At 73.1% G+C, this 23063-nt stretch carries 16 protein-coding genes and 1 pseudogene; 6 read left to right on the top strand and 11 right to left on the bottom strand.

From position 1 onward, the window contains the following. Positions 1 to 15 precede the first annotated feature (15 nt). The 5 genes from sigM to HNR12_RS16625 form a co-directional block, all read right to left on the bottom strand. Positions 16 to 636, bottom strand: coding sequence for an RNA polymerase sigma factor SigM (gene sigM / locus HNR12_RS16645; RefSeq protein ID WP_179770661.1), 621 nt, complete (start codon positions 634 to 636; stop codon positions 16 to 18). Positions 637 to 644: 8 nt separating this feature from the next. Beyond that, on the bottom strand, positions 645 to 2180 hold the full coding sequence (locus HNR12_RS16640; protein WP_179768374.1) for a protein kinase family protein: 1536 nt from the start codon (positions 2178 to 2180) through the stop codon (positions 645 to 647). 261 nt (positions 2181 to 2441) lie between these two features. After that, the gene (gene murJ / locus HNR12_RS16635; RefSeq protein ID WP_179768373.1) at positions 2442 to 4292 is read right to left on the bottom strand and encodes a murein biosynthesis integral membrane protein MurJ; all 1851 of its coding nucleotides are present in this window, start codon (positions 4290 to 4292) and stop codon (positions 2442 to 2444) included. Positions 4293 to 4406: 114 nt separating this feature from the next. Next, complete coding sequence (murJ, locus tag HNR12_RS16630) at positions 4407 to 6140, bottom strand: murein biosynthesis integral membrane protein MurJ (protein WP_308118483.1); 1734 nt, start codon at positions 6138 to 6140, stop codon at positions 4407 to 4409. Positions 6141 to 6207: 67 nt separating this feature from the next. Further along, complete coding sequence (locus HNR12_RS16625) at positions 6208 to 8697, bottom strand: DUF6049 family protein (RefSeq protein ID WP_179768369.1); 2490 nt, start codon at positions 8695 to 8697, stop codon at positions 6208 to 6210. A gap of 287 nt (positions 8698 to 8984) precedes the next feature. Here HNR12_RS16625 and HNR12_RS16620 point away from each other — a divergent pair, with 287 nt between their 5' ends. After that, the gene (locus tag HNR12_RS16620; protein ID WP_179768367.1) at positions 8985 to 10490 is read left to right on the top strand and encodes a CCA tRNA nucleotidyltransferase; all 1506 of its coding nucleotides are present in this window, start codon (positions 8985 to 8987) and stop codon (positions 10488 to 10490) included. 178 nt (positions 10491 to 10668) lie between these two features. Then, positions 10669 to 11337: a GOLPH3/VPS74 family protein gene (locus HNR12_RS16615; RefSeq protein ID WP_179768365.1), complete on the top strand. Its 669-nt coding sequence runs from the start codon at positions 10669 to 10671 to the stop codon at positions 11335 to 11337. Positions 11338 to 11551: 214 nt separating this feature from the next. Here HNR12_RS16615 and HNR12_RS16610 read toward each other — a convergent pair whose 3' ends face one another. Then, positions 11552 to 12856: an MFS transporter gene (locus tag HNR12_RS16610; protein ID WP_179768363.1), complete on the bottom strand. Its 1305-nt coding sequence runs from the start codon at positions 12854 to 12856 to the stop codon at positions 11552 to 11554. Between the two features lie 186 nt (positions 12857 to 13042). Here HNR12_RS16610 and HNR12_RS16605 point away from each other — a divergent pair, with 186 nt between their 5' ends. Next, a complete protein-coding gene (locus HNR12_RS16605) occupies positions 13043 to 14899 on the top strand; it encodes a hypothetical protein (protein WP_179768361.1) in 1857 nt (618 codons plus the stop codon). Here HNR12_RS16605 and HNR12_RS28560 read toward each other — a convergent pair. Both HNR12_RS28560 and HNR12_RS29775 read right to left on the bottom strand, forming a co-directional pair. After that, the gene (locus tag HNR12_RS28560) at positions 14896 to 15357 is read right to left on the bottom strand and encodes a UTRA domain-containing protein (RefSeq protein ID WP_217781955.1); all 462 of its coding nucleotides are present in this window, start codon (positions 15355 to 15357) and stop codon (positions 14896 to 14898) included. The genes HNR12_RS16605 and HNR12_RS28560 overlap by 4 nt on opposite strands. 69 nt (positions 15358 to 15426) lie before the next feature. Next, positions 15427 to 15618 (bottom strand): annotated as a pseudogene (locus HNR12_RS29775) (winged helix-turn-helix domain-containing protein); the annotation flags it as partial. A gap of 327 nt (positions 15619 to 15945) precedes the next feature. On the opposite strand from HNR12_RS29775, the gene HNR12_RS16595 reads away from it, so the two are divergent. Continuing rightward, positions 15946 to 16344, top strand: a complete 399-nt coding sequence (locus HNR12_RS16595; protein WP_179768358.1) for an ATP-binding protein — start codon at positions 15946 to 15948, stop codon at positions 16342 to 16344. A gap of 122 nt (positions 16345 to 16466) precedes the next feature. Then, positions 16467 to 16673, top strand: a complete 207-nt coding sequence (locus tag HNR12_RS16590; protein ID WP_179768356.1) for a helix-turn-helix domain-containing protein — start codon at positions 16467 to 16469, stop codon at positions 16671 to 16673. A gap of 140 nt (positions 16674 to 16813) precedes the next feature. On the opposite strand, the gene HNR12_RS16585 is transcribed toward HNR12_RS16590, so the two are convergent. The 3 genes from HNR12_RS16585 to HNR12_RS16575 form a co-directional block, all read right to left on the bottom strand. Next, positions 16814 to 17524 (bottom strand): hypothetical protein, encoded by a 711-nt coding sequence (locus tag HNR12_RS16585; protein WP_179768354.1) that lies wholly within the window; start codon positions 17522 to 17524, stop codon positions 16814 to 16816. 268 nt (positions 17525 to 17792) lie between these two features. Continuing rightward, on the bottom strand, positions 17793 to 18872 hold the full coding sequence (locus HNR12_RS16580; RefSeq protein ID WP_179768352.1) for an inositol-3-phosphate synthase: 1080 nt from the start codon (positions 18870 to 18872) through the stop codon (positions 17793 to 17795). A 91-nt stretch (positions 18873 to 18963) separates the two neighbouring features. After that, positions 18964 to 19584, bottom strand: a complete 621-nt coding sequence (locus HNR12_RS16575; protein ID WP_179768350.1) for a PadR family transcriptional regulator — start codon at positions 19582 to 19584, stop codon at positions 18964 to 18966. A gap of 820 nt (positions 19585 to 20404) precedes the next feature. Between HNR12_RS16575 and HNR12_RS16570 the strand changes: the two genes are divergently transcribed. After that, a complete protein-coding gene (locus HNR12_RS16570) occupies positions 20405 to 23059 on the top strand; it encodes a transglycosylase domain-containing protein (RefSeq protein ID WP_179768349.1) in 2655 nt (884 codons plus the stop codon). The last annotated feature ends 4 nt before the right edge of the window (positions 23060 to 23063 follow it).

Raw genomic sequence — 23063 nt, 5'->3', positions numbered from 1 at the left:
CGTCCACATGAGACGTCACGATCTCCTGTCACCTCCTCTCGGGGATGTGACGTCTCGGGGGCTTCCAGGGTTCCGCAGATGCGCGAGATATGGCAGAAGTCGCGCCCGTCCCCGGGCGCAGCGGCTCTTCACGGTCCCCGGCGCGATCTCCAGGATCTCCGACGCCTCGTCGACGCGGTAGCCCAGCATGTCGACCAGGACCAGGGCCATGCGCTGCTCCTCGGGCAGCTTGCCCAGGGCGGCGTGGACGTCCATGGCGGAGTCGGAGTGGCCGGTGGGGTCGGGGGTGGTGTGGCGGGTGCGCTCGTTGGAGAGCACGTCGAGCGTGGCGTCGTCGGTGGGCACGGCCGGGCGCACCATCTTGCGGCGCATGCGGTCGTGGCAGGCGTTGATGACGATGCGGTGCAGCCAGGTGCTCACCTGTGCCTCGCCGCGGAAGCGGTGGGCGCCGCGGAACGCGGAGAGAAACGCGTCCTGGAGGGCGTCGGCCGCCTCCTCGGAGTCGCCGAGGACGCGGATCGCGACAGCCCACATGCGCTCGCGGTGCCGCCGGACCAGTTCGCCGAACGCCTGGTCGTCACCTTGAGCGTGCCTGGACAGCAACTCCTTGTCCGGCAACTCCTGAACCGCGTCAATCACCGTCGTCACGTTTTCCCGCGCAGCTCGACCTCGTTGATGGTCCCCCGGTAGTCAGCGCCATCCTGGGGCAAACTAGTGAACCATACGACCACATATCGTCCTTCGGCCGGATCGGAGAGTTCGATGTCGACCTCTCCGCTCACGTTCTCCTGGGTCGCGGCCGGCGACGACCCCTGCCCGAGTTCGGCGGGGTCGGTGCTGTCGCCGACGAGCACCTCCAGGTTGGCGGGGCCCGGGCCGAGGTTGAGCGTCAGTTCGTGCACCTCGGTGGTCTGCCCCAGGTCCAGCAGCAGCCCCACGCCCGGCTTGAGCCGGCCGAAGTCGGCCGACTCGTAGCCCTCGGTGCTCCACCCCGTGGAGGGGTCGCCGTCGATGGCCAGCGCGGCGTTGTCGCCGTGCTCGTTGCCGTCGCCGTTGGGGGGCGGGTCGTAGCCGTCGGCCGAGGCCGGCTGGATCGCGGTGAGTTCGGCCTGCTGCTCGTTGTTGGTGGAGTTCTGCGCGCCGCCGGTGTCGGGTTCGTCGCCGCCGCTCATGGTCGAGCCGATGTTCCAGGCGACCACCACGACCCCGACGAACACCGCCAGGGCCAGGCCGCCGACCAGGGCGCGGGTGATGGCGCCGGTGGTGCCGCCGCCGGAGGAGGAGCGCCGCTCGCGCCGGGAGGGCGCGGGCCGCTGGCGCGGGGGCGCGATGGGGGCCGCGGCCGCCGCGAACTCCCCGGAGAGCCGCGAGGTGCCGCGCGCGGGCTCGGGGGCGCTGTGCGGCGCCGCCGGCAGCGGGACCATGCGCGGCACCCCCGCCAGGGCGTCGGCGATCGCGCGGGCGCTGGTGAGCGGCCCCCCGCCCAGCGGTGCCTGGAAGGCGGCGCGGCAGGCGAGGTCGTTGAGGTCCTTGGGGATCCCCCTGCGGATCTGGCCCGGCTGGGAGGGGACTCCGCCCGCCAGCGGTGCCGCGGGCAGGCCGTTGTGCGCGTGGCCGGGCCAGTGCGCGGTGAGCGCGGCGTAGAGCAGGCGGCCCAGGCCCTGGGCGTCGGCGGTGACGGGGTTCTGCGAGCCGATGCCGCGCAGGGCGGCGTCGACGCCGATCCCGGTCACCTTCACGGCGCCGCCCACGGTCCAGATGAGCTTGCCCGGGGTGAGGTTGAGGTGGTGGAGTCCGGCGGCGTGCGCGGTGGCCAGGGTCTCGGCGGCCTCGGCGACCAGGCCGGCCGCGCGTTCGGGGGCGAGGGGGCCCTGGGCCAGCAGGTCGGTCAGGGACTGCCCGGCCACCCACTCCTCGACCACGTAGGGGGCCGAGCCGCGGTCGTCGGCGTCGAACACCTGGGTGACGCGGGAGTCGGCGATGCGGCTCGTGGCGCGGGCGGCGCGCACGACCTCACTGGTGCGGGGGAAGTCCTCGGCGAAGGTCCAGACGGCGACGAGCCGGGCGAGGGTTTCGTCGGTGGCCTTCCACAGGACGGCGCCGTCGGTCTGGCTCACCTGGGAGTCGAGTCGGTACCGGCCTGCGAGTCGGGCGCCAGGCTCAATCATGAAGGTGCTCATGCCGGGAGTGACGGACGTGACGGCCGACCGAGGACGCCTGCACCGGGGGGTGCCGGAAAGGGGAGAGCTCGGGGGTGTCCGGCCGTGTCGTTGTCTGTCCCCAACCTCCCTTCGGGCAGCTCAGAAAACACGTGGACAACGGCGAAGAACTGCCGTTCCATGCTAGGACGCCTGAGTGGGGCCTTCGGTGGACAGTTGTGGGCTGGTGGGCGAGCATTTGGGTCCTTATGTCGATTACACATGGTCATGTCCGCCTGGTGATCAGCGGCGCAGCAGACGGTCGCGCACCATGTCCAAGAAGGTTGTGACTTCGGTCACACCAAGGCGCTGGGCGACGAGGACGAACAGCAGGCCGCCGACCACCCCGCCCGCCGCCATGGCCAGCAGCGACGGCAGCACCGTGCCGGGCAGGAGCCCGAACATGAGGATCATCGCCACCCCGAACACCGCGCTGGGCACGGTCGCCGCGTGCAGCAGCAGCAGCGTCCGCAGGATCCGCCGCCCGTCCAGCCCGTTCATGCGGGCGCGCAGGCCGCGCCAGGCCAGCACCGAGCCCACCACGTAGTACAGGCCGTAGGCCACCGGGAGCAGCACCACCACCAGCCGGGGCGGCGCCGTGAACAGCAGGGTGACCGCCAGGGCGGCGTGCGCCGCCTCGGCCGGGAGCGCGATCAGCGACGGCGTCTTGGTGTCGCCGAGCGCGTAGTAGACCCGCATCAGCAGCTGGAACAGCGTGAACGGGATGAGCATCACCGAAAAGACCATGAGGATCCGCCCGATGCCCTGGGCGTCGGCGACCGTGGTGCTGCCGTTGGCGTAGATCAGCACGCAGAAGGGGATGGCGAACACCACCATCGCCACCGAGATCGGCACGATCAGCACCGACGACAGCCGGAACCCGCGCGAGAAGTCCGCCCGCACCAGGTCCTTGCGGCCGTCGGCCACGTGCGCGCTCATCCGCGGCAGCAGCGCGGTGATCACCGAGACCGCGATGATGGCGTAGGGCAGCTGGAACAGCATCGACGCGTACTGGTAGGCGGTGATCCCGGCGCCGGCGGCGGCGTCACCCGACTCCGCCGCCCGCACCCCCGCCCGGGTGGCGACGTTGGTGGTCACCAGCAGGCCCGCCTGGGCCACGCCGATGTAGAGCATCATCCAGGCCGCGGTGCGCACGGCCTCGCCCAGGCCCGACCCGCGCAGGTCCAGCCGGGGCCGCCAGCGGAACCCGGCGGCGAACAGCGCCCACACCAGCACCAGCGCCTGCACCACCTGGCCCAGGGTGGTGCCCAGGCCCAGCAGCGTCAGCTGGCCGTCGGTGATGGACTCCGGCGTGCTGCCGGGGCCGGCCACCACGAGGAACATCGCGCCCACGGCGATGATCACCAGGTTGTTCAGCACCGGCGCCCACATCGGCGCGCCGAACCGGTTGCGGCTGTTGAGCATGGCGCTGGCGATCCCGCTGGCGCCGATGAAGAAGATCTGGCCCAGCAGGAACCGCGCCAGCAGCGTGGCGGCGTCGTGCTGGCCGCTGGTGAACTCGCCGGCGTAGAGGCGGATGAGCAGCTCGGCCGCCGCGATCCCCACCACCGTGATCACGGCCAGAACCAGCAGCATCACCGTGAAGAGCCGCTGCTCGGTGGCGGTGCCGCCGTCGGCGTCCTGCTTCTTGCGCTTGACCAGGAACGGCACGAACACGCTGGCCAGCAGGCCGCCGATCAGCAGGTCGTAGACGGCGAAGGGCACCATGTTCGCCGTCTGGTAGGCGTCGCCGAGGAGTTGGGTGCCCAGCGCCGCCGCCAGCACGATGGTGCGGACGAACCCGGTCGCGCGCGAGACCACCGTGCCCGCGGCCATCAGCGCACTGGAGCGCAGCAGGTTGTCGGGGGCGGCGTGCGCCGCGCCGCCGATCTCGTTGCCCTCCTCGCCCGGGCGGTCGGCGGTGCCCAGGTCGCCGTAGTCGGCCGGGTCGTGGACGACGACCAGCCCGGGCTCGGGATCGGTTCCCGGTTCGGTGCGCTCGACGGCGTCGAGGACCTCCTCGGGCATCGGCAGTCGCCGGCGCGGCCGTGGCGCGGGCGGACCGGTCTGGTCGTTCGACACCGGTGAAGCCATCTTCCTGTGGTGCTTCCTGTGGGCGGCGGGGCCGGCTTCGTCCCGGGGACGGGGGTGACGACGACGGCCAGCGGTGGGGTGCGGTCGGCGGCCCGGCGGCCGCACCGCCGGCGCCTACCGTCGCAGACGGGAGCGCACGAGGTCCAGCGCCGCCGACAGTTCCCGCACCCGCAGCGCCCAGGCGCACAGCAGGAACAGCACTCCGCCGATCAGGCAGCCGACCACGGGGGCGCCGAGGTTGGTCCAGATCCCGGGCCCCACCTGCGTGGTGAAGAACCACAGGACGCCGAAGCCCGCGGCGACGCTGGGAACGGCCGCCGCGTGCAGCCGCAACAATGTTCCACCGATGTGCCGCCCGTCAAGCCCGCCCAGGCGGCGGCTGAGGATGGTACCGGCGATGACCAGGCCCGAGAGGAACGAGAGCATGAAGCCTGCGGCCACGCCCGCCACCACGCGGTCGGGCGGCAGCACCGCGTAGGCGGTCAGCGCCAGCGCGCCGTGCACGCTGACGTTGGCGATGCTGATCAGCGCGGGCGTGCGGGTGTCGCCCATGGCGTAGAACACCCGCAGCATGAGCTGGAAGACGGTGAAGGGCACCAGGCCCAGCGCCATCACGGCCAGCACCAGGCCGATGTTGGCGGCGTCGGCGGCGGAGGTGTTGCCGCGCGCGAACACCAGCGTGGCAACGGGCACGGCGTACAGCGCCAGCGCCAGGCCCAGCGGCACCAGCACCAGCGCCGAGATCCGCAGCGTGCGGGAGAACCCGGCGCGCACCTCGTCCCAGCGCCGCTCGGTGGCGTGCGCGCTCATCTGCGGCAGCAGCACGGTGATGAGCGAGACCGCGATGATGGCGTAGGGCAGCTGGAACAGCGTGTAGGCGAAGTTGTAGGCGGTCAGGCCGGCGCCGACGTCGTGGCCCTGGCGCACGCTCTCGGCGCCGGCGCGGTTCACGAGGTTGGCGGTGATGAGCAGCCCGAGCTGGGTCATCAGGGTGTAGAGGAACATCCACCCGGCGCTGCGCAGCGCCTCGCCCAGGCCCGAGCCGCGCAGGTCCAGCCGGGGCCGCCAGCGGAACCCGGCGCGCCACAGCGACCCGAGCAGCACCACGAGCTGGGCCGCCATGCCGGCGGTGGTGCCCGCGCCCAGGAGCACCAGTTCGCCCTGGGTGACGGTCTCGACCGTGCGGCCGGCTCCGGCCACCCACAGGAACAGCCCGCCGACCGCGATCACCACGATGTTGTTCAGCACCGGCGCCCACACCGGGGAGCCGAACCGGTTGCGGGTGTTGAGCATGCCGCTGATCAGGCCGCTCAGCCCCACGAAGAAGATCTGGGCGAGCAGGAAGCGGGCCAGGTAGACGGTGACCTCGGCCTGGCGGGGGTCGGAGTCGCCCAGGTACAGCGCGGTGATGGGCTCGGCCGCCAGGACGGCGGCGGCGGTGACCACCAGCAGCAGCACGACCGCGCCGGTGAACAGCCGGTTCTCGGTCTTGACGCCGCCGTCGTCGTCGCGCATCCGCCGCTTGACCAGCAGCGGGATCACGACGCTGGCCATCAGGCCGCCGATCAGCAGGTCGTTGATGATGAAGGGGATGGTCTGCGCGGTCTGGTAGGCGTCGCCGAGCAGTTGGGTGCCCAGCGCGGCGGCGATCACGATCGCCTTCACGAAACCGGTGACGCGGGAGACCAGCGTGCCCACGGCCATGATGGCGCTGGAGCGCATCATGCCGCCGGAGCCGCCCGAGCCCTGCTCGCCGCTCGCGCCGCCCGTGGGCGCGGTGGGGTCGTCGGGGCCGCTGGGGCCGGGAACGGGGGGGTCGTCGCTGCCGTTCGTGGTCTCGGTGGCCACAGGCCGGCTCCTTTCGGGATTGCGTGGGCAGGGCGAAGCGCCGCGCAGCGGGGGATGTCCGCCTTGCTCAGCCACCGGCCGGGGAGTCGCCGGTGCCGCCCTTGCCACCGGAGGGCGGGGCGGTGTCGGGGCCGCCGGGCCGGGTGGAAGGGGGTTCTTCCTCATTCTCCTGCATCGGGGCGGGCGACTCGCCCGGCGCCGCGCCGCCGTCACCGGCGGAGGTGTCCTGCTGGGCCGTGCCGGTGCCCTCGGACACGGCGCCCTCGGCGTCTTCCGCGCTTTCGGTGCCCTCGGTGCCCTCGGGGGGTTCGGCCGCGGCGGCGGTTTCGCGCCCGCGCCGCCACTTGCGCAGCGCTCGCGGGGTCAGCGCGGCCACCAGCACCAGGGCGCCCGCGCCGCTGATCACCAGGGCCTGGGTGCCCATACCGGTGGCGTTCACCGACAGGAACTGCTCCTCGGCGATCGGCTCGCCGCTGATGTTGTGCAGGTTCATCTGGATCATCGTGCGGCCGTTGACCCGGGCGGTCAGCCGCACGTAGACGGTGGTCCGGTCGCCGGGGCCGATCTCGATGGGGTCCTGGATGGGGTCCTGGTAGTTGCCGATGGCCAGCCGCTCGGGGTTGGCCGACAGCAGCGACAAATTGACCCGGACCGTGTGGTCCTCCAGGTCGTTGGCGATCAGCACCCCGATGGTGCCGGTGGCGCTGGCCAGGGTCACCGGCTCGGAGGGGATGATGCGGACCTTCTCCATGTCGGTGCGCACCGCGTCGGCCACGCGGTCGACCGCGGTTTCGGACAGGTCGTCGCGCTCCCGCCAGGCCACCGACTCCAGCCGCAGGACGGCGGGCCGGAACGGGTCCTCCTCGTCGACCAGAATGCTGTTGAAGAGCCGGATGTTGCCCCGGATGTCCTTGACCTCGTCGAGGTAGGACCCGCTCAGCTCGGCGCGGGACGCCGAGCGGGGGTACTCGGGGCCGGTGCGGTCCTGGCCGGCCGCCCCGCCTTCGGGGCGGACGTCGTTGAGGTCCACCGGCTCCAGCCACGGCAGGGTGTCGGTGGCCTCCAGCACGCCCTGGGCGAAGCCGGCGCCGGGGTTCCAGTCGGCGGGGGGGTAGGCCACCACGGTGCGGTCGGTGCCCGGACGCTCCGCGGCGATCATCGCGGTCTCCGCGGCGAACCGCTGCTGGGCGAGCGCCGCGTCGCCGGGGTCGGAGGTGTCGGCGTCGAGCACCTCGGTCAGGCCGCTGTCGGCCACCAGGGCGGTGCCCTCCTCGCCCTCGCCCAGGTCCAGCGGTGCCGCGGCCGAGGGGGTGTGGCCCACCCACGAGGCGGCGGGCATCGCGGCCTCGCGCAGCAGGAAGCCGGTGGCGCCCATGCGCTGGTACAGCTCGCGGGTGGGGGTGTTGAGCATGCCGTCGGCGGGCACGGCCAGGGCGGGCTCGGCGGGCAGGCCCAGCACGCGCTCCACGGTGTCGTAGCCCAGGGCGATCGCGGTCTCGGCGTCGCTGTCGAGGTCGTGCCGCAGCAGGGCGGCGAGGTCGGCCGAGGCGTAGGGGGTGGCGATCACCGCGTCGTCGGCGAGCGCCGCGCGCGCCTGGTCCAGCCAGACCTCGGCGGCGGCGCTGGCCTCCATGTCGGCGGGGGCGGTGGCGGCGCCGTCGTCGGCCATCACCTGGTAGGGGGAGGTCAGCCGGTCGATGTCGTCGAGCAGGCCGGGGTCGACCGCCCAGGTCACGGGTACCGCGGGGGAGTCCGCGGAGCCGCCGGACCCCGCGCCGCCGGATTCCTCGTCGTCGGCGCCGCCGCCGGGCGAGGGCGACGCCGAGGCGCTGGGCTCGGCTGACTCGGTGGGTTCGGCGGATTCGCCGGGCTCGGCGGGGTCCAGCGACACGTCGTCGTTCTGCGCGCCCGCGGTCAGCAGGCGGCCGAGCCGCCCCTCGGGGGCGAGGCTTTCGGTCAGCGAACCGCCGAGATAGGTGTCGTCGTCGGCGCGCTGAGGGCAGTCCATCAGCGGCCACACCCACGCGATGCCCACGGGGTCGGGCGCCGACCCGCCGCGGTAGGGCAGGAAGGTCCGCTTGGCGCCCATGTCCGCGCCGGCGCCGTTCACCGCCTCGACCACCATCGGGTACACGCCGAACTCCGAGAGGTCCAGGTCGGCGGCCTCGACGCGCAGGGTGAACTCCGCGGACTCCCCGGGCTCCAGGCCGCCCTCGATCTCGGTGTCGGCGCCCACGGACTCCGGCTGCACCCCCTCGCCGGCGGCGTAGGCGTCCAGTTCGGAGCGGTCGGCCACGCCGGTGGTGGAGTAGCGGAACCGGACGGTGACGTCCTCGACCGCCCGCTCGGTGGTGTTGGTGACCTCGCCGGTGATCTCGACCGTGCTGTTGCGCCCGACGGAGGTGGGGGTGATCTCCTCCACGACGAGCGGATCGGGCCGGTTGTCGGCCTGGCCCGGGTCGGCCGCGGGGGCCTGCGCAGGACTGAACGCGGCCAGGGCCGGGAGAAGGGCGGCGGTCGTGGCCGCGACCGCGCCTACGTGAAGGAGTCGACGCACGCCAGTTGGTCTTCCATGAGGTTGACGATGGCCCGCGGGGGATGTGGATGCTGATGCACGGTGCCGCGGTCTCGCGGGTCGCTGCGAACGGCCGAACGGGGCGGCGGATGTCGCGGTGGACTGGTGTGCACAATACCGCTTCGGGCGGGGCGCTCCGAAGCATTACGGCCCGCGCGGAACGCGGTCGTTGCCCTTCCGGATCGGATCGTCGGATCAGCGGGGCACTCCCGGGCCCCCGACCGGCGCCGATTCGCAACACGGGACCGCGACACCTAATCTCTGGTGGTGTGCCGAATTCAGCGCTTCCAGGTGAGACCCCCCGCCAGCCGGTGACCGGTGAGGCCGCCCCGCCAGGCCGCCTCACCGGCGAGCAGCGGGCCGCCGTCTCCGACCTGTTCGACTCGATCGGCACGGTCCTGGCGGAGCTGGGCGAGCTGTTCACGCGCGGCGGCCACGAGATCGCGCTGGTGGGCGGGCCGGTGCGCGACGCCCTGCTCGGGCGCCCGGTCAACGACCTCGACCTCACCACCGACGCCGTGCCGCAGACCATTTTGTCGCTGGTCGACGGCTGGGCCGACGCCGTGTGGACGGTCGGCATCGACTTCGGCACGGTGGGCCTGCGCAAGGGCGGGCTGCAGCTGGAGATCACCACCTACCGCAGCGAGTCCTACCAGCCGAAGTCGCGCAAGCCGGAGGTCCACTACGGCACCTCGCTGTACGAGGACCTCGTGCGCCGCGACTTCACCGTCAACGCCATGGCGGTGCGGCTGCCCGACCGGGAGTTCGTCGACCCCTTCGGCGGCCTCGCCGACCTGCGGGCGCGCCGGCTGCGCACGCCCGGCCGCCCCGAGGACTCCTTCACCGACGACCCGCTGCGCATCATGCGCGCGGTGCGGTTCGCGGCCCAGCTGCGGATGTCGCCCACCCCCGAGGTGCGCGAGGCCGCGGCCGCGCTGGCCGACCGGCTGTCGATCGTCTCGGCCGAGCGCATCCGCGACGAGCTGACCAAGCTCATGGTCAGCGCCGACCCCCGCCGGGGCGTGGAGCTGATGGTCGACCTCGGCGTGGCCGAGCACGTGCTGCCCGAGATTCCCAAGATGCGGCTGGAGATCGACGAGCACCACCGGCACAAGGACGTCTACGAGCACTCGCTGACCGTGCTGGACCAGGCGATCGAACTTGAGCGGGCGCGCGGCATGGCGCCCGACCTGGTGCTGCGCCTGGCCGCGCTGCTGCACGACATCGGCAAGCCCAAGACCCGCGCGTTCGAGTCGGGCGGCCGGGTCACCTTCCACCACCACGAGGTCGTGGGCGCCTCGATGGCCAAACACCGGCTCGGCGCGCTGCGGTTCCCCAAGGACGTCATCGCCGACGTCAGCAAGCTCGTGGCCCTGCACCTGCGCTTCCACGGGTACGGCAAGGGCGAGTGGACCGACTCCGCGGTGCGCCGCTACGCCCGCGACGCCGGCGACCTGCTCCAGCGGCTGCACGTGCTGACCCGCGCCGACTGCACCACTCGCAACCGGCGCAAGGCGGCGGCCCTGGCCCGCGCCTACGACGACATCGAGCGCCGGATCGAGCGCCTGGCCGAGGAGGAGGAGCTGAACAAGGTCCGGCCCGACCTCGACGGCAACGAGATCCAGGAGATCCTGGGCATCGGTCCCGGCCCGGTGGTGGGCAAGGCGTGGCGGTTCCTGCTGGAGCTGCGGCTGGAGAACGGCCCGATGGAGAAGGAGGCCGCGGCGGCGGAGCTGCGCGCCTGGGCGAAGCGGCACGCCGACACGGACGCCTGAGTCGACATGTCGGCGAACCGCTGAAGCGCTGAGTCGGCGAACCGACGGCGGGTGAAGCGGCGGCGCCCGGGGCCGGGGGCGCTGTGACACCTGTCATGGGCGCCCGGCGCGAAACCTCACCGCCGGGCGATGACGGTGTCATCTGGCGGCCGGGCGCGGTGGCGGCTGGAATGGGGGCATGGACCCCCACTCCTCCACCGGCGGGCACGCGGCGCCGACCCTGCCCGAGCGGCTCTACCTCCTCAGCTACGACCTGGACCGCGACCGTCTCGACCCCTACAGCGGCCTGTACCGCCACGCGCTGCTGCGCGGCGCCGCCCTGGCGGAGCTGTCCCTGCGCGGCCTGCTCGCCGACCAGGACGGCAAGGCCGCCCGCCGGGGCGGCGACGGCGAACCCGAGGACCCGCTCCTGGCGCGGGTCCTGGCCGAGGTGCCCTGGGACCGGCCGCGCCGGTGGACCGGCCTGGTGATGCGCGAGCCCGGCGCGGCCGAGCGGACCGTGCGCGAGCGGCTGGCCGAGGCCGGCGTGATCACGGTGCGGACCCGCCGCCTGCTCGGAGTGGTGCCGCTGCGCACGGTCACCCCCCTCCGCCCCGACGAGATCCGCCCGCTGCGCGAGCGGGTGCGCGCGGCGGTGCTCGGCGGCGACCCGGCGGCGGCGCCCGTCGAGGATGCGGTTCTGGCCTCGCTCGCGGTCGAGGGCGACGTCGGCAGCGTGTTCACCGGGCGGGAGCGCCGCGCGAACCGGCACGCGATCGCGGCGCTGCACGCCCATGTCGACGCGGCCGTCCCGGGGGTGCGCGCGGCGGTCCGCGTCGTCGTCACCAACGCCCGCTCCGGCGGGTAGGCGGATGCGGTCGGCGGGCCCCCGCGCCGGGGTGCCCCCGAGCGGGTCGCCGAAGCGCTTTGTCGACATGCCGACCGGGCGGCGCGACGGGGCGCGTCGGACACCCTCCGGCCCGGGGACGGGCGGGCCGGAGGACCGGCGGCGCGCCGTGCCGACATGTCGACACGGCGCCGGACCGACCGCAGACCGGCTGCGCGCCCGGCCGGACCGCCGCTCAGCCCTGGTCGGCCGCCACGGCCGCGCCCCCGCCGCGCACCGCGCGCGCCCGCGCCGCCCACAGGCAGGCCACCAGGCCGTACCCGGCGGCGAGCGCCACCACGGCCGCCGCACCGGTCCCCGCCGGGGGCACCGCGACGGCCGCCACGCCCGCGCCCGCCACGAACACCGCGTTGAACAGCATGTCGTAGACCGAGAACACCCGGCCCCGGTACGCGTCGTCGACATGTCGCTGAACCAGCGTGTCGACCGACACCTTCACGCCCTGCGAGACCACGCCCAGCGCGAACGCGGCCACCGGGAACAGCGCCGGCGAGAACGGCAGCCCGAACACCAGGAGCGCGGCGCAGCCCGCGCCCAGCAGCGCGGCGATCCAGGTGTCGGTGGAGACCCGCGCGGTGGCCCACGGCGTCGCGACCGCACCCGCCAGGAACCCGGCGGCCGAGGCCCCCAGCGCCACCGAGAACCCGGCGAACCCGGCGACGCCGCCGGCCGTGAAGGTGTTGTTGTACAGCAGCAGGGTCATCAGCGTCATGACGCCGTAGCCCAGCCGGTGGGCGGCGATGGTGGCCAGGCCGTAGCGGGCCGGGCGGCGGCTCCAGATGTGCCGCGCGCCGTCGGCCAATCCGCCCGCGATCCGCCCGAGGGCGGCCCGGACGGCGGCGGGCTGCTCGGCCAGGTCGGGGCCGAGTTCGGCGCGGCCCAGCGTGAGGGCGATCGGCGCGGCCGCCGCCATCGCCGTCGCGGCGCCCAGCAGGACCAGGGCGGTGCCGGTGGCGCCGTCGCCGCCGAGCAGCCGCAGCCCCGCCGCCGCGCCGGCGCCGGCGAAGGCGGCCGCCGTGCCGCAGGAGGGGGTGACCGCGTTGGCCATCATCAGCTTGGCGTGCGGCACCACGTGCGGCAGCGCGGCCGAGAGCGCGGCCAGCAGGAAGCGGTTCAGGCCCAGCAGCGCGAGCGCGGCCATCAGGAACCCGGCGCCGTCGGCCCCCGCCCAGACCAGGGCGGCCGTCGCGGCGGCCAGGGCCGCCTTGGCCAGCGTGGACCACACGAGGACTTGTCGACGTGACCACCTGTCGATGAAGACACCCGCGAACGGGCCCACGACCGAGAACGGCAGCAGCAGCGCGGCGAAGGCCGCGGCGACCTGGCCGGCGGTGGTGTGCTGCTCGGGGGAGAAGAAGACGTACCCCGCCAGCCCGGCCTGGTAGAACCCGTCGGCGAACTGCGAGACCAGCCGTACGGCGAACAGGCGGCGAAACCGCGGTCCCTGGAGCACGTCGCGGAGATCGCGGTAGAAGGACACCCGCCCAGCCTAGGCGCGGCGGGGCGCGGCCGCGGGCGGCGGGGCGAACCGGGTGGCCGGGCGTTGCCCCGCCGCCCGTTTCGCGTGAGGATGTGCCGTCGGTCCGGGTGCCCGCCCGTGTCCGGCGCCCTCGTTTTTTGTTTCTTGTGCCGTCAGTGCCGTCAGTGCCGTCAGTGCGGAGTGCCCGTGTCCGAGTTCGCGCCCATGTTCGACGACCCGCGCGCCGTCCCCTTCGGCGGGATGGACGAGAGCCGGATCCTGCCCGCGCTGACCGAGGTCCTGGACTCCCTCGCCGACCTGCCCAAGCTCCGGTACGCGCAAGGGGCGATCGCCCGGAGACTGGAGGAGTTCGACCACGCGCGCTTTGCCTACCACGGGTTGTGGACGACCACGCGCGAGGTCTACGGCGACGCGCGGCAAATCCTCGACCTCGGCCTCGACCGCGCCGCCGGCACCGACCCCGACACGCGCGAACGGGTCCGGCGCCTGCGGGAGGCGGTGGACGCGCTGCCCGGCTCCGCGGCAGTCGACCCCGACTTCACGACCGAGCGCGCAACCGCCGACTCCGCCCGGCACCTCGGGGTGGACGACGAACACGTCCGGCGCAGGTTGGGCGAGGGCCTGCGGTTCCTCGCCAACGCGGCAGCGGCCTACCAGGAGCGCCGGCGCGCACTGGAGGCCGGATGGGCGGCGCTGCGGAGGGCGCTCGACTCCGCCGAGGCCGTGGTGCCCGGCGACACGGCGGGGCGCGGCTCCCTCGGCGGGACAAACGGCCGCCACGGGGAGATCGGCGAGGCGGCCCGGCGGGGCTGGGCCCGGCGCGGGTCGGAGCGGGAGCGGCGGACACCGGCGGCGCGGCCCGCCCCCGAGGTGCTCGCCGCGCTGGAGATCGTGGACGGGGAGCTGTCGCTCCGGGGCGGCGACGGCCTCCTGGCGGAGTCGCGGGAGTGGCTGGAGCGGCTGACCGGGGACCGGGCCCCCGAGGCGTTTGCGGCAACCGGACCGCCGGCGGGCGCGGCGTCCCACCCGGCTGTGGACGGGGCGGCCCGGCCGGTCGTGGACAGGGCGGCCGGGCAGGCTGTGGACGGGGCGGCGGGGCCGCCCGCGCGCACCGCCGAGGCCGCGCCCGGCCGGGGCGGACGGCCTCCGCTCTTCCCGCGGAGTACGGGCGGGCCCGATACGCCCTTCGGCGGCGTGGACGACCGCGAACTCGCGGCGTTCCTCACCGGGCTGGCGGGATGGCACGGAATCGAGCCGGTGGTCGGTGAGACCGAGACGGCCCGCGACTTCCGGGAGTCGCGCGACCGGTACCGGTTCCAGCTGCCGGTGGCCCAGGAGGCCTACGAGCGGGCCCGGCGGCTCGTGGCCGAGATCGACGCCGTGGAGGTCCGGTCCGAGCCGGCCGGATCGGGAGCCGACCGCGCCGGCCTGCGGGAGGCCAGGCACCGGCTCCGGCAGGCGATGGACGACCTGCCCGGCCACCTGGCGCTCGCACCGGCGCGGACCCTGGGCGCGGCGTGGGAGGGACAGCGCGGACACCGCTCCGCAGAGTCCATGAGCCTCGACCTGGCCCTGTACAACCTCGACGCCGCCGCCACGGAGTACGGCCTCCACGGCAACCGGCTGGGCGCGGCCGCGCGGGAGCTGTCCGCCCTCGTCCGCGAGGTCCGGCCCGCGGTGGAGGCCGCCAAGGCAGCGGCCCCGGCTTCACCGGTCCCCGCCCTGGCCAACCCCAAGCTTCCGAGGAACCCCGCCACCACCCGAAGCGCCCCCCCACCCGCCCCCGGACGCACCCACCGCCCCCGGACACCACCCACCCCCACCGCGCCGCACCGTGACGCCGGTCGACCGAGGGGGTGCGGGGTGCGAACCCGTCCTACAGGTCGGCCGCCTTCACCGCCACCAGGAACGCCGCCCACTCGCCACGCGGGACCCCCGGCATTGGATGCTGGCGGCCCTTTCCTCCGCGAGCCGGATTGCCGAAAAGGACAACCGACTGAAAACCCCCTCCGGAAACCGAAGGGGGCGCGTGTGCAGGTCTAGGGATAGGGGACGTGCACCGGGTAGTCCACAGTTACAGCTCGGAACGATGGTGCGACCCATTCGTAGTAGAGAATCGGCCCCTCGCTGTCGCTGTACACGGATGTTCCCGCCAGAATAGGTGAGTCTGCGGGGATCTCAAGGGCCAGTGATTCGCGTTGGTCTGAGGTTCTCGCCTCCCAGTAGTCCCGACCGTGATCCGCTCTGCGCTGGGTCCTCTCGGCGAGTAGCGCCAGGATGTTCGGAATCGGGGAGGGTTCCAGGAGTTCCGGCACCTTCGCCGTCCACGCGGGGTCCAGCCAACTCACGGCCAGGCGGTATGGGTTGCCATCGCGGCTGGTCACGGTTTCTCGGCGCACCACTGTGCGGTTCAGAGCGTCAGCATTGGTGCCGAGGGCCGCTCCCACGCTCGGCAGCATCGGGACAATCGCCGCCCCTGTCACAGCGATGTCGTCGGCCACCTCCCGTGCTCCAGTCCGCTCCGGCGACAACGGCAAGGCGCGCGGAGTGGTGCGAACAGTGGCACCTCTTTGCGTGACATGCACCAGCCCTTCGCCCCGAAGCTGCCAAACAGCCTTCTGGGCGGTTCGCGGGCTGACGTTGAATTCCTCCGCGAGGGCTGCCATGGGAGGGAGGCGGTCCCCCGGACCGAGGGCGCCGGTGGCAATCCGCTCACGTAGGGCATCAGCGATGAGGCGGTAGGGCGGGTCGGGTCTGGTCATCGATACATCATCCCTGGATTCGGCATGAGCCCCTTCACGGTGGTGCTATATATAGGGTATATATATCACGGAGTCAGCTCAGTCAGCCAGGGTGGGCTGCATAGACGGTGGATCACGTGGCCCTGTCGGTGACTGGACACCGACAGGGCCGGAGCCCCGACCTGAAGGAGCCAGGTGGAGACCCATGCCGAACTCTATACGTCCTACAACGCCCTATACGCCCCGTCATTCGGACACGCGGCGGCGCCGTGTTCGTACCAATCGAGTACGGCCCTACGTGTTGTTCCTGTGCCCCGATCCGCAGTGGGGGCAGCGATGAATGTCCTGGTGACCGCCACGACCTTTCCCGGCGAACCGGTGTCGGTCCCTCGCGCGCGGCATTGGATGCTGGCGGCCCTGAACACGGCCGGGGTCCCGGTTCCCGAGGAGCGCCGGGCGGCGGCTCTGCTGCTGTGCTCCGAGGCGGCGACCAACGCCGTCCTGCACACCGGCAGCGCGGGCACGTGCTTCCGGGTCCGCCTGCACGCCTTTCCCGGCCGCATCAGGGTCGAGGTCGAGGACGGCGGCGGCCCGACCCGACCTGTGCTCGTCACCGCCGCGCCCGCCGACGAGCACGGGCGGGGACTCGGCCTGATCGACCACTACGCCGACGAGTGGGGGCCGCGCGCCACCGGCCCCGGGATCTACTACGTCCTCACCTGGGATGCCCGATCCGTCACGGCGTGAACGATCCGACGCGGTCCGGGAAGCGCAGCCTCCCTCGGCCAACGACACCCGGCCGCCCCTACGCCGCTCCCGCCCCCGGCCGCACACGGCTCGGGGCGGGAGCGCCCTACCCCCTGGAGATCATGAACACCCCATCCGCACACCCGCGCTTCTACACCCCCGGCGAGGTCCAGCGCATGTTCCGGGTCAGCCCCGCCACCGTCAGGCGGTGGGCTGAGGCGGGCCACCTGCGGACCGCGCGGACCCTGGGCGGCCAACGGCGCATCTACGCCGACGACGTCGACGCCCTGCTCACTCCCTCGGCCGCAGAGGAGACCCCGCGCGGCTGACGCCGACGGGGGAGGCGGCTGCTGTTCCACGTGAAACAGCGGTGGCCGGTCCCGTTGCGGCGGGACCGGCCACAGGTCGACACGGCGATACGGCGATAGGGCGATTGAGGGACAGGGAGACAAGGCGAGGTGCGGGGCGGCTACTCGCGGTAGAGGGTGCCCTCGGAGACGCTTGTGGAGCCGTCGGACATGGTGCTGCTCACGGTGATGTCCAGCATCCCCTCCCCGGCCGGGACCAGGGTGACGAAGCCGTTGTCGACGCAGTCGGGGTCGTCGGCCACCGAGTAGGAGAACGTCATCTGCGTGTCGCTGGGCTGCACCTCGGAGATCTCCCAGCTGCACCGGCCGTCCTGCTCGGTGCCGAGGTTGTACTCCTCGCCCTCGACGGTGTCGCCCGAGACCGTGACGGTGGCCGACCACGTGCCCATGGGGGCGCCGCCGGCGTCGAGCTGGTCGAGGTCGCCGTCCCACACGCCCTCGTAGGGGGCGAGCGCCGACTGCTCGGCCGTGCCGCCCGACCCGCCGGAGCTGCTGAGCAGCCACAGCCCCACGCCCCCGACCACCACCAGGACGGCGACGCAGACGCTGATGGTGACCAGGACGAGGCCGACGTTGCCGCCGCCGCCCTTACCGCTGGGATAGGACCCGGTCGGCTGGCCGCCGGGGTAGCCGCCGGCGGGGTAGCCCCCGCTCGGGTAGCCGCCGGGCGGCGGGTAGCCGTACCCGCCCGCGGGCTGCCCGCCGGTCGGCGGGCCGTATCCGGGCTGCGGTCCGGGGCCGCCCGGCCCCGGTGGCGGCTGCTGCCATGGTCCCGGCCCCGGAGGGGGGCCGGGGTCCTGGGGGTAGCTCATCGAGGCTCCTTGACCTGCCCGGGCCCACGCGCCCGGATCGGCTTGACTGGAAGGCCATTATGGCCCGCAGCCGCCGCGCGCTCGATCCCCGTGGAGAGCGCCCCCGGCGGCCCCGGCGGCGCCCCCGGCGGCTCCCGGGCGCCCGCGTCCTTCCGGCGTCCGGTCCCGCGCCGTGAGCCGGACGGTCCGCTCCGATCCTCCGGCCCACGGCTCTCCCTCCGCGTCCGCCGCGCCCGCGCCGCGCGCGGTGCTCAGGCGGCGGAGCGGATCAGCGGTCCACCTCGCCGGCGATGAACCGCTCCACGAGGTCGTGCGCCTCGCTGTCGCTGTACTGCTCGGGCGGGGACTTCATGAAGTAGGACGACGCCGAGGTGATCGGTCCGCCGATGCCCCGGTCCTTGGCGATCTTGGCGGCCCGGATCGCGTCGATGATGATCCCGGCGGAGTTGGGGGAGTCCCACACCTCCAGCTTGTACTCCAGGTTCAGCGGGACGTCGCCGAAGGCGCGGCCCTCCAGCCGGACGTAGGCCCACTTGCGGTCGTCCAGCCACGGCACGTGGTCGGAGGGCCCGATGTGCACCGCGCCGGCCTTCAGCTCGTGGGGGATCTGGGAGGTCACCGAGCGCGTCTTGGAGACCTTCTTGGACTCCAGCCGGTCGCGCTCCAGCATGTTCATGAAGTCCATGTTGCCGCCGAAGTTGAGCTGGTAGGTGCGGTCCACGACCACACCGCGGTCCTCGAACAGCTTGGACAGCACGCGGTGGGTGATGGTGGCGCCCACCTGGGACTTGATGTCGTCGCCGACGATCGGCACCCCGGCGCGGGTGAACTTCTCGGCCCACTCGGGGTCGGAGGCGATGAACACCGGCAGCGCGTTGACGAACGCGACCCCGGCGTCGATGGCGCACTGCGCGTAGAAGCGGTCGGCCTCCTCCGAGCCCACGGGGAGGTAGGACACCAGCACGTCGGCGCGGGCGGCCTTCAGCGCGGCGACCACGTCGACCGCGTCCTCGGTCGACTCCTCGATGGTCTCGCGGTAGTACTTGCCCAGGCCGTCGAACGTCGGCCCGCGCTGCACGACCACGCCGGTGGGCGGGACGTCGCAGATCTTGATGGTGTTGTTCTCGCTCGCGGTGATCGCGTCGGCGAGGTCCTGGCCCACCTTCTTGGCGTCGACGTCGAAAGCGGCCACGAACTCCACGTCCCGCACGTGGTAGGGGCCGAACCGCACGTGCATGAGGCCGGGGACCCGGGTTTCGGGGTCGGCGTCAGAGTAGTAATGGACGCCCTGGACGAGCGATGCCGCACAGTTGCCTACACCCACGACGGCTACGCGTACCGAACCCATTGGTCCTTGCTCCTTCTTGGTCGCTGATTGGGACGTGAAAGCGCGCCGCGATGGCGCGCCGGGCGGGGGCGGCGCGGGGCCGCCGCCGTGCTTAGTGCCGGCTGCCGGTGGGTGGTGGTCCGCCCTCGCGAAGGGGGGCGTTTCCGCTGATGGTGGCATCAGCGGCGGGTGCGTGCTCGGCGCACCGCCGTTCCCGCCGGATGAGGTCGTCAAGCCAGCCGACTTCGCTCTCCAGGGCCTCTGCCCGGTGGCGGTGCAGTTCAACGGTGTAGGGGTCCTGGCGGGGATCGGCCAGGAGCTCCCGGAGGTCGGCGAGGCGCTCCTGAAGGCGCGCCCGCCGGCCGTCGAGGATGCGCAGCCGCACTTCGGTGCGGGTGCGGCCGAACAGCGTGAAGTGGACACCGAAGCACTCGTCGTCGGTGGCGGCGGGGGTGCTCTCCGCGAGGAGGTCACCCAGCCGGTCGCGTCCGCTGTCGGTGAGCCGGTAGACGATCCGCGAGCGCCGGCCGCCCGCGCCCTCGCAGTGGGAGGACACCACCAGGCCCTCGCGCACCATCTCCTTCAGGCAGGGGTAGAGGGAGCCGTAGGAGAAGGCGTGGAAGGCGCCGAGTTCGGAGTTGAGGCGTTTGCGCAGCTCGTACCCGTGCATCGGCGCACCGGCGAGATGGCCGAGAACGGCGAGTTCCAGTACGCGGGCGCGTCGGCCGCCCATGCCCGCCACCTCCTACCCGTCTGCCCGTTCCGGCCCGTTGCCTCCTGCGGACCGCGCCCGCGCCAGACCCGCTGCGTAGTTCAGCCGTACCCGGGCGGATATTTGTTCCCGGCGGGCGCGCGCGGTCGGTGCCCCGGCCGCCGGGCTCCGGCGCGCCGGGCGGCGAACCACGGCGGAAAGGTGGCGGACGCGGCTCAATGCGTGGTTTATCCGTATATGACTATATCGCCGTGATATAACGCAACGCTCTGTTGGCTATCTAACACCGCGCCCCCCGGCCGCTCCGTCCGCCGAGCCGCGCCGGAGCACCCGACCTGGAGGGTTGTGACCCGGGCCTCAACGGGACTCCGCCGCAGCCGCGATCGGCCGGCCGCGCGGCCCCGCTACGGTGTCATCCCGGCCGTCCAAAGGCGGCCGGAGAGCCCGTGTCGGCCAAGTACGCTCACGCCTGGGTTGTGCTACGCGCCGTGGTCGCTCTACCGTGACGGGTGCTCCAACCGTGACCGTTCGGTGCTCCTGTGGTGTCCTAACCGCGGGCGCGGCGGTTCACACGGGTCGCGGGCAGTCGCACGGCCCAACGCTCGACCGGGTTGCACCGGGTCTTTACGCCTAGAGGTCGCCGACAGGAGGAAGCAGAGGACAACGTTTCCGGAGTGGTCGAAAACCAATCGCGGTAGTCGGGCGTCCCATATCCGGACGCATGAACCTCCGAAACCGACGGCGCGTTTCGACCCGGCTCCCGGATTCCCTCCGCGTGGGGCCTTCTCCCACTTACCCGAGTCGTAAGGCCGATCGGCCGCTGAACAGCAATCGAGGACGCGTGAGTACCGAAAGACGACGGAATGCCGGCGGGCGCCGCCGGGCCTCTGGCCCGGCGGACGGCGCGCGCGGCAACGGCGGCAGGCGCAGGGCGCAGGGCCCTGCGGGGGACGAACGCTCTGCCGGTCGCCGCAGGCCGCCCGCCGACGACAACGGTGGTTTCTGGGACGAGGGCGGCCGCGGCGCGGCCGCCGCGGGCGCCGGCGGCGCGGCGGGCGGCGGACGGCGCCGTCCCCCCGCCGGCGACGACGGCTTCTGGGACGACGAGCGCCCCCGCCGCCGCTCCGAGGGCGGCGACCGCGACCGCGGCCGGTCCAGCGGCGCGCGCTCCGAGGCGGGCCCCCGCTCCGGCGGGCGCCGCCGCGCCGCGCCCGAGCGCGGGCGGCGCGCGGCCGCCGCGCACGGCGCGCGCTCCGAGGGCCGCGGCGGCGGGCGCCGCCGCGCGGGCGGCGACGACCCCGACGAGTACGACGACCGCGGTCCCGTCAAGCGCTTCTTCGCCAAGGCGTGGAAGCCCGCGCTGATCACCTGCGCGCTGATGTTCGTCGCCGGCGTGGCCGTGCTGGGCATCGCCTACGCCAACACCCCCGACCCCCGCACCCTGGACCAGCAGGACAGCGCCCAGATCGCCGCCACCACGATCAAGTACGAGAACGGCTCGGAGGCGGTGACCACCGGTGAGCTGAACCGGGTCATCGTGCAGCGCGAGAACATCCCGCAGTCGGTGGTCAACGGCGTGCTCGCCGCCGAGCAGCGCAACTTCTACGAGGAGCCGGGCATCTCGATCTCCGGCACCATGCGCGCCGTGCTGACCGCCGGCGCCGCGGGCGGCGGCTCCACCATCACCCAGCAGATGTCGCGCAACTACTACGACACCCTCTCCCAGGAGCGCAGCTACACCCGCAAGCTCCGGGAGATCCTGATCTCGATCAAGGCGGGGCAGACCATGCACCCCGACGAGATCCTGGAGAAGTACCTCAACACCATCTACTTCGGCCGCCAGGCCTACGGCGTGCAGGCCGCCGCCCAGGCGTACTTCGGCAAGGACGTCAGCGAGCTGAACGACGCCGAGGGCGCGTTCATCGGCGCGATCATCCAGCAGCCCGGCAACTTCGAGAACGTCGAAGGCAACAAGGCCATGGAGGACGTCCTCCGCGAGCGCTGGGACTACGTGCGCGACGGCCTGGTCACCATGCACGAGGAGAACCCCGACCTCGGCCTGCCCGCCAGCGAGGCCGACAAGCTGGAGTTCCCCGAGACCATCCCCTACGGCACCGGCGACGAGATCGAGGGCCAGGAGGGCTACATCCGCGACGCGGTGATCAACGAGCTGCAGACGCGCTACGACCTGTCGCCCAACCAGATCGCCACGGCCGGCTACACCGTCGAGACCTCCCTCGACCCCAAGCTGATGACCGCGGCCGAGGAGGCGTTCGCCCAGACGCTGCCCGACATGCCCCCCGAGACCGTCCAGGGCCTCGCGGCGGTCGTGCCCCAGACCGGTGAGATCCGGGCCTTCTACGGCGGCACCGACTTCACGCAGGACCCCAACAACTCGCTGACGCTGCGCGCGCAGGCGGGTTCGGCCTTCAAGCCCTATGTGCTGGCGGCCGGGCTGGAGCAGAACATCAGCCTGCGCAGCGAGTTCAACGGCGACTCCCCGCAGGAGTTCCCCGGCGTGGGCGAGCCGATCCAGAACGACAGCAACAAGGACTGGGGCCAGGTCGACCTGGTGGAGTCCACGGCGCACTCGGTCAACACCAGCTTCGTGCAGCTGGCGATCGAGGTCGGTCCGCCCGCGGTGGTCGACATCGCCAAGGCGGCCGGCATCCGGGAGGAGCAGTTCGAGACCGCCGAGATGGGGCCCAACATCGCGCTGGGCACCTACCAGGTCACCGCGCTGGACCAGGCCGCGGGCTTCGCCACCTTCGCCAACGGCGGCGTGCACATGCCGCAGCACATGATCACCAAGGTCACCAACGCCAACGGCGAGGAGATCCAGCCCAACGACGCCCAGCAGCTGGAGGAGGGCACCCCCGCATTCAGCGAGGAGACCGCGATCGACGCCACCTACGCCATGACCCAGGTGGTCGAGAACGGCGGTGGCGACGCCGCGGCGCTGCCCGACGGCCGCCCCGTGGCCGGCAAGACCGGTACCTCCAACAGCGCCAAGTCGGCCTGGTTCGTCGGCTACACCCCGCAGCTCGCCACGGCGGTGGGGCTCAGCCGCGACGACGGCGAGGCGCTCGTCATCCCGGGCGTCAACGACGTCTACGGCGGTACGACCTCGGCCAAGATCTGGCGCGCCTTCATGGCCGAGGCCATGAAGGGCCAGGAGGTCGAGGAGTTCGCCGACCCGGTGTGGAAGGGCGAGGAGGGCCGCTACGGTCCCACTCCCGAGCCGAGCATCACCCCCAGCGAGGAGCCCTCGGAGACCGCGAGCGAGACCCCCAGCACCACCCCGTCGCAGTCCCCGACGCAGTCGCCGCCGACGACCCCGCCCACGGACGACGACGACTGTGACGGCCTGCCCTGGGAGTGCGAGGACGAGCAGGACACGGGGAGCCCCGAACCCCCGGGCCCGCCGGATGGCGACCCCGACGACACGGGTGAGCCGCCGGGCTGGTTCCGCCGGTTCGGGAGTTCCGGGGACTAGTGTC

This window comes from Streptomonospora nanhaiensis, assembly GCF_013410565.1.
Taxonomy (GTDB): Bacteria; Actinomycetota; Actinomycetes; order Streptosporangiales; family Streptosporangiaceae; genus Streptomonospora; species Streptomonospora nanhaiensis.
Note: the sequence above shows the minus strand (reverse complement) of the source record. Positions and strands in the feature narration are given on the sequence as shown.